Origin of the sequence: Lentibacillus songyuanensis (assembly GCF_039548255.1) — a bacterium.
GTDB lineage: Bacteria > Bacillota > Bacilli > Bacillales > Amphibacillaceae > Lentibacillus_C > Lentibacillus_C songyuanensis.
In genome coordinates, this window is the sequence record NZ_JBCLVH010000021.1 from 65,819 (window position 1) to 74,378 (window position 8,560).

Sequence of the window (8,560 nt, forward strand, 5' to 3'; positions counted from 1 at the left end):
GCTATGTTTTTTTCGAAGCCTTTCTAAAACTGCTTCACTGGCTGCCGTAATAGCACAATCGAGTCGGATCCCCATTACATGCACGTGCCACAGCAATGGGGGCGCCCTTCAATCCAACAATTCCCGAATTTCGCTACTCTCCAGCCGCTTCTTAGCCGTCTTCCTCCAACTCTTCACCGCATCCACCGTGACACCTTCTTGTTTTGCAATTTCCGTCAACGGCATATCCTCGATAATATGGTATTTCACCCATTTCCACTGATTATCCGTCAGCATGGCACTTATTTTTTGCCAAAACACATCATCGAACATCGTCATTCCGCTCGAATCAGGAATAGGCACATTATGTTTACACGCACGATTACCATCGTCGAATGAAAGCTTTTCATGCTGGATAAACGTTTCCTCGTGCTGGTTGTCCCGCTTTTTCTTGCGGAGCATATCAATTAATCGATTGCGAATCATGAAGTTGAAGTAAGTTGACATCACCCCCTGATCCGGCTTGTATTTCTTATAGGCACACCACATCGCATACAGACCCTCGACAAAAAACTCATTATGCGGATCCTGGATGTGTAACTTATGAATATGGTAATGAATCCGCCGCTCGTTTTGTTTAAAAATATCCTCAAAACTCACCTTTGCCCGATCATGCTTATCACCACATCCCCGTTCGTTCCCGCTCTCTTGCTTACAATTCAAATTTCCCGCTTCCTCATAATCCTTTTCTTCATTACGCATCTCTCGCCTCTTTTCCCAAAAGTCAGCTTTCACGACGATCTCCACATTCATTGGAAGAAATCCATACTTGGCAGAAAAAGATACACGAACAGAACCTATCTTTTTGTCCCACCAACAATAGCTACATGGGGTAACGATGTGGAAGAGGATAGTTGTCAGGCAATCGTTTAGCAAACAATCGACGCCCATTTGAAAAAAGCGACTTTTGAACTAGTTATTTATACCCCCTCTACCTCTATTATCGAATAGGACATGCAAAAAGTAGCATGTTGTATTGGAAAATTTCTGTTTGTCACAAATCATTCACATATGGCAAAAACATAGCACCAATCTTCTCACAGGTTCAATCTCTTAAAAGTCTGTACGCTCTGGGTAATTATGCAACTGTTCACCCGTCACATGGTAAAGCAACGGAATGCTCCAAGTTTCCCCATTCCTTCTTCAATTTCACTTTCGCTGTTTTCGCCCAACTATGAACAGCGGCAACTGAAACACCTTCCTTCATGGCAATTTCATGATTCGAAAGACCTTTTAAAATAAAATACTTCACCCATTTCCATTGATTCACAGTCAGCAGTGCATGCAACCACTGCCATAAATCAACTTCAAACGACGCTATCCAAGGTTCGTCACAAACAGGTATCTTCGTGTAGCAGCAGCGATTCCCGCTTTCCTGATGCGTCATGATTTCCCGAATGTATAACCGATCATAGCGTTGCTGGCACTCCTGTTTGCGCAGTACATCAATCAAATGGTTGTGAATCATGCTGTGCAGATAAGTCGATAACTTTGATTTGTTAGGCTGGAACGTCTGATATGCCTGCCATAAAGCATATAGACCCTCCTGGTAAAATTCCTGATGTGGGTCATGGATGTGTAGTTTGTGGATGTGGTAATAAATTATCTTTTCATAGTTGCGTAATACTTCCTCGAAGGATTCCTCAATTAATGGATTCATTTAGCCTCACGCTTTCCAAAAGGCCGGCCTTTTCCACTTTTTTATAGTACTATCCCTTCTATTATCGCAAATATTGTCAAATCGCTTAGAAAACCGGAAATGCCTGTATTTATTGTCGAAACACCACGAAATCGGTGTCCTTTTTTACGGAATATACTCGAATGATGGCTGCAAATGTCGGCTCGCGTCGAACTAAAAAGCAAAAAAAGCACCGTTCATGATTGTGGCAGATTTATGACATTTAAAAAGCGAGAGAAAGATCACATTATTGGGTTTATAGGATGGCTAAAGGAAGGAATTTCAGAGGTGAATACAAACACATTGTATTTTCTTGGAACTGAACTGATTCACAAGGACCACACCGAGATGGCTTCCTAGTTTAATCTGGTATGGTCAGCTTTATGAAACATGAAAAGAAAAACAGCGAAGTTTAAAAATGAAATGAACAATCAAAAAAAAGCCCTTTACCCTAAGAAAGGTCACTGAAAAAGTGAAACTAATTCGTTTTGAAAACCTCTACATCTCGCCGATTCGGACTTGCTGTTACTCGATACAGGATTTGATCTCGCACATTTCCGAGTCTGTTGTCGCACGTTTCAGCCCGTTTTCTTTCAAACGATTATGAATGGTACTTTTTCGGTGTTTTCCCTTAAGATAATGGACTTTTTTAATTTCTTCTATTTTATTATAACTCTATATCAATAGACATCCAATTCGGTAATTTCTAAAGCATCAATTTAAAATTAAAAGTACTTCTCACGTCAATTTCATAATCCGTTTCCTTGAAATATATTAATCTCTCAGAGGAATCACAATTTACTTCTTTATTGAAACACAACTTATTATTGAATTTAAATGCTGGTTGAATATCCATTTTATAATCAGTATCTTTTAATACGTTCTCAACATTCTCATGGTTCTTCATGGATATCTCTCACCTTATATTAAGGCTAGAAACTGATTGTTCTTGACTCTTAAAATCATTGCATGATTCATGCTTGGCCTAATGATATTAGAAACCTTGTTTTATCAGAACGGAGATGCAAAACTATTCCAATTCATACAAGCGACATCAAGCGTCTTTTTATAATTCAGGAAATGATAGGTACCTTAACCTTTATACACTACCTTGCAGTTTTCAGCTAGTTTCTTAGCTTTAGAGGATCGCAGTGTTATTTTATCAGGTGAGTCATGAATTAAGGCATGATATTCATTTCCTTCAACAGGGGCATATACAAGATGGGTATCAATTTCACAGCAATATTGGGCAGTAACGGAAACGATAGATCTGATGTTTTCATCACCGAATCGTTGGATAAACGAAGCAGTAACTTCAGAATCGTTTCTTCCCCCATCCCGATCGACAGAGACACCTTTAGAATCTTTAAATACAGCTGAGGTTGGCCTTCCCGTCTCTGTTTTCCAATAATCTGGTTTCATAATTACCTTTCTGTATAGCTGCTCCTCATCGTTAAATATTTCCTTCATGAAAATCTTGAATGCGACTGTTTATTTTATGGAAGGCTCTAACGGTAAATTGTTCTTCTTTCTCACCCTGTTCCTTATTCATTAGCAGCATATCAATGTGGTCTTTAAAAATTTCAAATTCTAGGTAATCACCATTTTCTTTTTCATATTCCATTTGTATACTTTGCCTAGCTGTTGGGAAAACATCCGGTTGAACGGGGATTACACTAATTATTTCCAATGCTTTATTTATTAAATCCTCATCGAAAACAGCTGCTTGATTACTATTCCAATTTTCTTCCAGTTTTAAAAAGTCTTTTAACTTATTTATATTGTACCGTTTCCTTTGTTCATTCTTAACAATTTTGTAGTAATTGGATCTCAATTTTCGTGTAGTTGCATTTTCCGATGTTCGCATACGAGGTTTAAACATTGTAGAATTATTCTTTTGAGATGCGGGGAAAAACTTACTTTCTAAGAATACAGTATCCACTATAACTCACCTCACCATTATTTATTTTTCTTGTTCCAAAATCTCAATATGTTCTCCTAACCATTCATGCAATGATTTAGCCGATTCCAGATTCATTACCACTCCTGTTGGTACATATCTTATTACATTGGCCAAATGATCCTCTGGTTTTGTTTCAGTAACAATTTCATCGGTTTCATTAATCTGAACCTTTTCTTCATACGGAACAGGATTTCGTTCAAAATAAAAGTTAACAATTATTTCCCCTCTAGGGCTAACACCCCCATATGCTCCATTTACATAAAGTGGGTTATAATCCTCGGAAAACTTATACTTAAAATTGACTGACCGACTTTTATCTTCCATCTGCATACCCCTTCCCATTAGTTAAACATATTATATCTTATTTTATATTTTATTCAAAGTGAATCATTCATAAATGGGATATATACACCTACAATATTTAATAGTGTTATCTTCTGCAGGGGATCTGGTCATATCGTCTGCGCTCTTGGTTTCTTCATGTCTTTGCACAACTAATTGATTGAACAATCTCAGATATACAGCGGTTGTAACCTGAAGAAATTGTAGTATGATTGAAATGCCACTAAGGAATCCTGTTATCAAGACATGAATGAAAAAAGATCCAGATATAGATGATTTAAACAAACCAGATTCAGTAAAGCCTAACAATAGTTGTATCCAACTAAACCGATTTTCATCCTAATTGGTGAATCTTTGCTTCATGGATGGCTGTCCGTTTAGGCGGGATAAAATTAGTGTCTTAATAAAAACGTCCACTTTAAAAGGTGGACAAAGACGGTATGATTTTTCGACCATGGCTTCTAATACATTAAAGAGCTATATTGGTTTCTACAGATAGGCTTCCTTTTACAACAATGTCTCCAGTGATAATCCTGTTTAAATGCCACCACCAATGCTTCATGGGTTCAGTTGACTTGGTGAAATCGTAAACTTGATCCAAATGATTTTTAAACGCTACAATGTTATCGAGCAAGTAAAGACCGTATTGATACAGTTTTAATTTTTCTTTATTCGACATCCTGTCCATTTCGTGGTTTGCGCATGTTTGGAGCTGTTATGTCCACCACTAAATATAATGCAGGTCAAGTACGCGGACCAATGCAGTTAACATTTGCGCGTTCCATTAATCCAATAACACCATTCGATATGACCATTACACGTGTCGCCTTGACGAATGCGACAGATGGAAAAAACGAAGCAGATGTTTCAGAAGATGAAACAGAAGCAAGACATGGACAGATGGGGCGTAAAGCTTATTTACCATATGGTATGTATGGAGCGTATGGCTTTTATACTCCTGCTTTTGGAGTTCAGACTGGTATCATAGAAAAGGATTTGGAAGTATTTTGGGAAGCCCTTATCAATATGTGGGATATAGATCACTCAGCTGCAAGGGGACGAATGGCATGTAGAGGGTTATACGTTTTTGAACATGATAGTCAATACGGGAATGCTCCCTCCCACCAATTATTTGATAAAATCAATATTAAGAAAAGAAAACATGACGTGATCCCGCGTTCACACAAGGATTACCACGCCATTATTGATGAAATATCGTCAGAAGATGTTAGATTACACCCAGTCGTTTCATTGTAAAGTCTTTGTTGGTGCGAACCTATAGTGCACATAAAAACACTCGGGCATTCGCACCACATTTTCTTTGTATAATTACTGAAAGCCGAATAGAATAGGAGAAAGATTACGTATTTTAAACTTTTTCGTGAAAAATATGTAGTAAATAATAGAAGTTCTATGGATTTTACATGTTTTTCGCTGTCGCATCCTATATGGGTGCGTGGATTGAAATCTTTGCAAGATTGTGAGATCACTACGGGGAAGGACGTCGCATCCTATATGGGTGCGTGGATTGAAATCCAGGTTAATCGCCCCCTACCCGTATAGAGGATATGTCGCATCCTATATGGGTGCGTGGATTGAAATATTGTTGATTGCGCGTATCCGTTTTTACCTAGATGTCGCATCCTATATGGGTGCGTGGATTGAAATTCAACTAAAAGAGATTTTAGTAGCAGCCAGAAAAGTCGCATCCTATATGGGTGCGTGGATTGAAATATCACAGTACGTACCAACCCATCACCTCTAGCAGGTCGCATCCTATATGGGTGCGTGGATTGAAATCTCTACAAGGATAGTGAGCCACACATCGTATGGAGTCGCATCCTATATGGGTGCGTGGATTGAAATTTATCGTTGCCTAAATTGCTAACAAAAATCAAAGAGTCGCATCCTATATGGGTGCGTGGATTGAAATTTCCAGATCAGCAAGTATGATCGTTTTTAATGTGTCGCATCCTATATGGGTGCGTGGATTGAAATAAATTGATGTGTGGACACATGACCGAATATTAAGTCGCATCCTATATGGGTGCGTGGATTGAAATTAGTATGTACAATACAGCAAAAGACAAATTTGCTGGTCGCATCCTATATGGGTGCGTGGATTGAAATCTTGTAAATGTGCCCCATTCATACCAGGGACGTTGTCGCATCCTATATGGGTGCGTGGATTGAAATGATGTAATCATCAGCAACCAGCGTGTTATAAACAGTCGCATCCTATATGGGTGCGTGGATTGAAATCTTGTGGTAATAATTACCATCAACGTCAATTACAGTCGCATCCTATATGGGTGCGTGGATTGAAATAGAGGACTACATGCAGAAAAACGGTATCATGGAAGGTCGCATCCTATATGGGTGCGTGGATTGAAATGGTAAATCCGAATGGATCCCTCCTTTGTTTTTAATCGTCGCATCCTATATGGGTGCGTGGATTGAAATTCCCACATCAGTAGCCACCTTTTTTACCTGTCTTGTCGCATCCTATATGGGTGCGTGGATTGAAATTCGTACAATTATAAGCAAGTCACTCCTGCGACCCTGTCGCATCCTATATGGGTGCGTGGATTGAAATTCATAGTTGCCGTTGTTATTATGTTTAATCTGCGTCGCATCCTATATGGGTGCGTGGATTGAAATCAAATAATCGATTTACCATCAAGCGCAATACTAGGTCGCATCCTATATGGGTGCGTGGATTGAAATTTTTTAATTTGATTGCGCATTGTGAAAATGCCTGTCGCATCCTATATGGGTGCGTGGATTGAAATCTGTTTTGGAACATGGTAAGAATGACGTTAAGTGGTCGCATCCTATATGGGTGCGTGGATTGAAATATCTGAAATAACAAAAACAATTTTGGGAGGAATTGTCGCATCCTATATGGGTGCGTGGATTGAAATGGTAGTGTGTCCGTGCTAAATGACGATTTAAATAGTCGCATCCTATATGGGTGCGTGGATTGAAATCCGATGATCACGAAGTATTGCTTAATTATGAAGGTCGCATCCTATATGGGTGCGTGGATTGAAATAAAATCGTGGAAAGGTATGCTTGCTAATACGAAGTCGCATCCTATATGGGTGCGTGGATTGAAATTTACTACCAGCTCCTTCGGATTTAAAGAAATTTGTCGCATCCTATATGGGTGCGTGGATTGAAATTAATCCATCCATAAAAAAGTCACATTTATCAATTGTCGCATCCTATATGGGTGCGTGGATTGAAATAAAAAAGGCGAAATGGTATCAGAAGAACAAGCAGACGTTGCATCCTATATGGGTGCGTGGATTGAAATATCTATGAAGAACAATTGGATCCGGATGAATTTAGTCGCATCCTATATGGGTGCGTGGATTGAAATAAAAAAGGCGAAATGGTATCAGAAGAACAAGCAGACGTTGCATCCTATATGGGTGCGTGGATTGAAATATCTATGAAGAACAATTGGATCCGGATGAATTTAGTCGCATCCTATATGGGTGCGTGGATTGAAATAAAAAAGGCGAAATGGTATCAGAAGAACAAGCAGACGTTGCATCCTATATGGGTGCGTGGATTGAAATATCTATGAAGAACAATTGGATCCGGATGAATTTAGTCGCATCCTATATGGGTGCGTGGATTGAAATATAATGTCTCAGTCGCTCACCAGCAAATTCATGTGGTCGCATCCTATATGGGTGCGTGGATTGAAATGTTAACTATCCCTGCCCATAGCCATAGTTTCAGGTCGCATCCTATATGGGTGCGTGGATTGAAATCGTATGGAAAAAGAAAAGGCTATACAAAGCGTTAGAGTCGCATCCTATATGGGTGCGTGGATTGAAATCTTTTGCTATTGTGTGGATTGAGGAATTGGCGGAGGTCGCATCCTATATGGGTGCGTGGATTGAAATCTTTTGCTATTGTGTGGATTGAGGAATTGGCGGAGGTCGCATCCTATATGGGTGCGTGGATTGAAATACAAGAGATTATGGTTTTTTTATGCGTATGAACGTCGCATCCTATATGGGTGCGTGGATTGAAATCCTGCTACGCTATCAATCCCCTGTTCAATCCCCTGTTCGGCTTCGGAGTCGCCTCCTATACGGGTGCTCCTTGAGTCTTGTGTATTTCAATGTTTCATATTTAGCATCAAATTTGACATCAAAAATATCATATCAATAGGAATGCTCCCGAAACAAGTCGGAGCAAAGTGTTTATCAAAGCCAGTTGGCTCACTCTCATTTTTCTTATTGTAGGCAATGACGAGCTGGTTCCCCATTCGATGCACTTGTTCATAAATGGGGTCATAGTCATATCCAGCATCCATTATTTGATAGTGCAAAAATGGAAGGAGAAGTTCATCGACACCTTTTAATAATAGAATTGCTGCTTTCCCGTCATTCAACTGTCTGACGAAAAAAGGGTTATAGAATGTGTTTGACTGGAAAGAATGTAAGTGTAAAATATTTCTCGAGGGTATTTGAGCGATATTCTAGCCAAAAAAGAAAAGGCACTCTATCATAAAATGT

The 8,560-nt window shown here is 39.2% G+C and carries 6 protein-coding genes, 1 pseudogene and 1 CRISPR repeat array; of the genes and pseudogenes, 1 reads left to right on the top strand and 6 read right to left on the bottom strand.

Going from position 1 to position 8,560, the window contains the following annotated elements; genetic code table 11:
- Positions 1–108: 108 nt before the first annotated feature.
- From WMZ97_RS17250 to WMZ97_RS17270, 5 genes are all read right to left on the bottom strand, one after another.
- Complete coding sequence (locus WMZ97_RS17250; RefSeq protein WP_343273338.1) at positions 109–792, bottom strand: sigma-70 family RNA polymerase sigma factor; 684 nt, start codon at positions 790–792, stop codon at positions 109–111.
- Positions 793–1,129: 337 nt separating this feature from the next.
- Positions 1,130–1,699 (bottom strand): RNA polymerase sigma factor, encoded by a 570-nt coding sequence (locus WMZ97_RS17255; RefSeq protein WP_343273339.1) that lies wholly within the window; start codon positions 1,697–1,699, stop codon positions 1,130–1,132.
- 1,110 nt (positions 1,700–2,809) lie between these two features.
- A complete protein-coding gene (locus tag WMZ97_RS17260) occupies positions 2,810–3,139 on the bottom strand; it encodes a hypothetical protein (protein ID WP_343273340.1) in 330 nt (109 codons plus the stop codon).
- 31 nt (positions 3,140–3,170) lie between these two features.
- Entirely contained in the window at positions 3,171–3,659 is a 489-nt protein-coding gene (locus WMZ97_RS17265) for a hypothetical protein (protein ID WP_343273341.1), read from the bottom strand.
- A 21-nt stretch (positions 3,660–3,680) separates the two neighbouring features.
- Positions 3,681–4,004, bottom strand: coding sequence for a hypothetical protein (locus tag WMZ97_RS17270; RefSeq protein WP_343273342.1), 324 nt, complete (start codon positions 4,002–4,004; stop codon positions 3,681–3,683).
- Between the two features lie 720 nt (positions 4,005–4,724).
- Here WMZ97_RS17270 and WMZ97_RS17275 point away from each other — a divergent pair.
- Positions 4,725–5,279, top strand: a complete 555-nt coding sequence (locus WMZ97_RS17275; RefSeq protein WP_343273343.1) for a type I CRISPR-associated protein Cas7 — start codon at positions 4,725–4,727, stop codon at positions 5,277–5,279.
- A 179-nt stretch (positions 5,280–5,458) separates the two neighbouring features.
- A CRISPR array of direct repeats spans positions 5,459–8,074; the repeat unit is 32 nt; unit sequence GTCGCATCCTATATGGGTGCGTGGATTGAAAT.
- 66 nt (positions 8,075–8,140) lie between these two features.
- Here the strand turns inward: WMZ97_RS17275 and WMZ97_RS17280 are convergent.
- Positions 8,141–8,477, bottom strand: a pseudogene (locus WMZ97_RS17280) (IS5/IS1182 family transposase); the annotation flags it as partial.
- Positions 8,478–8,560: the final 83 nt, after the last annotated feature.

Coding starts and splice junctions, on each gene's coding strand:
- WMZ97_RS17250 (WP_343273338.1), bottom strand. CDS start 792: ATGAATGTGGAGATCGTCGTGAAAGCTGACTTTTGGGAAAAGAGGCGA.
- WMZ97_RS17255 (WP_343273339.1), bottom strand. CDS start 1,699: ATGAATCCATTAATTGAGGAATCCTTCGAGGAAGTATTACGCAACTAT.
- WMZ97_RS17260 (WP_343273340.1), bottom strand. CDS start 3,139: ATGAAACCAGATTATTGGAAAACAGAGACGGGAAGGCCAACCTCAGCT.
- WMZ97_RS17270 (WP_343273342.1), bottom strand. CDS start 4,004: ATGGAAGATAAAAGTCGGTCAGTCAATTTTAAGTATAAGTTTTCCGAG.
- WMZ97_RS17275 (WP_343273343.1), top strand. CDS start 4,725: ATGTTTGGAGCTGTTATGTCCACCACTAAATATAATGCAGGTCAAGTA.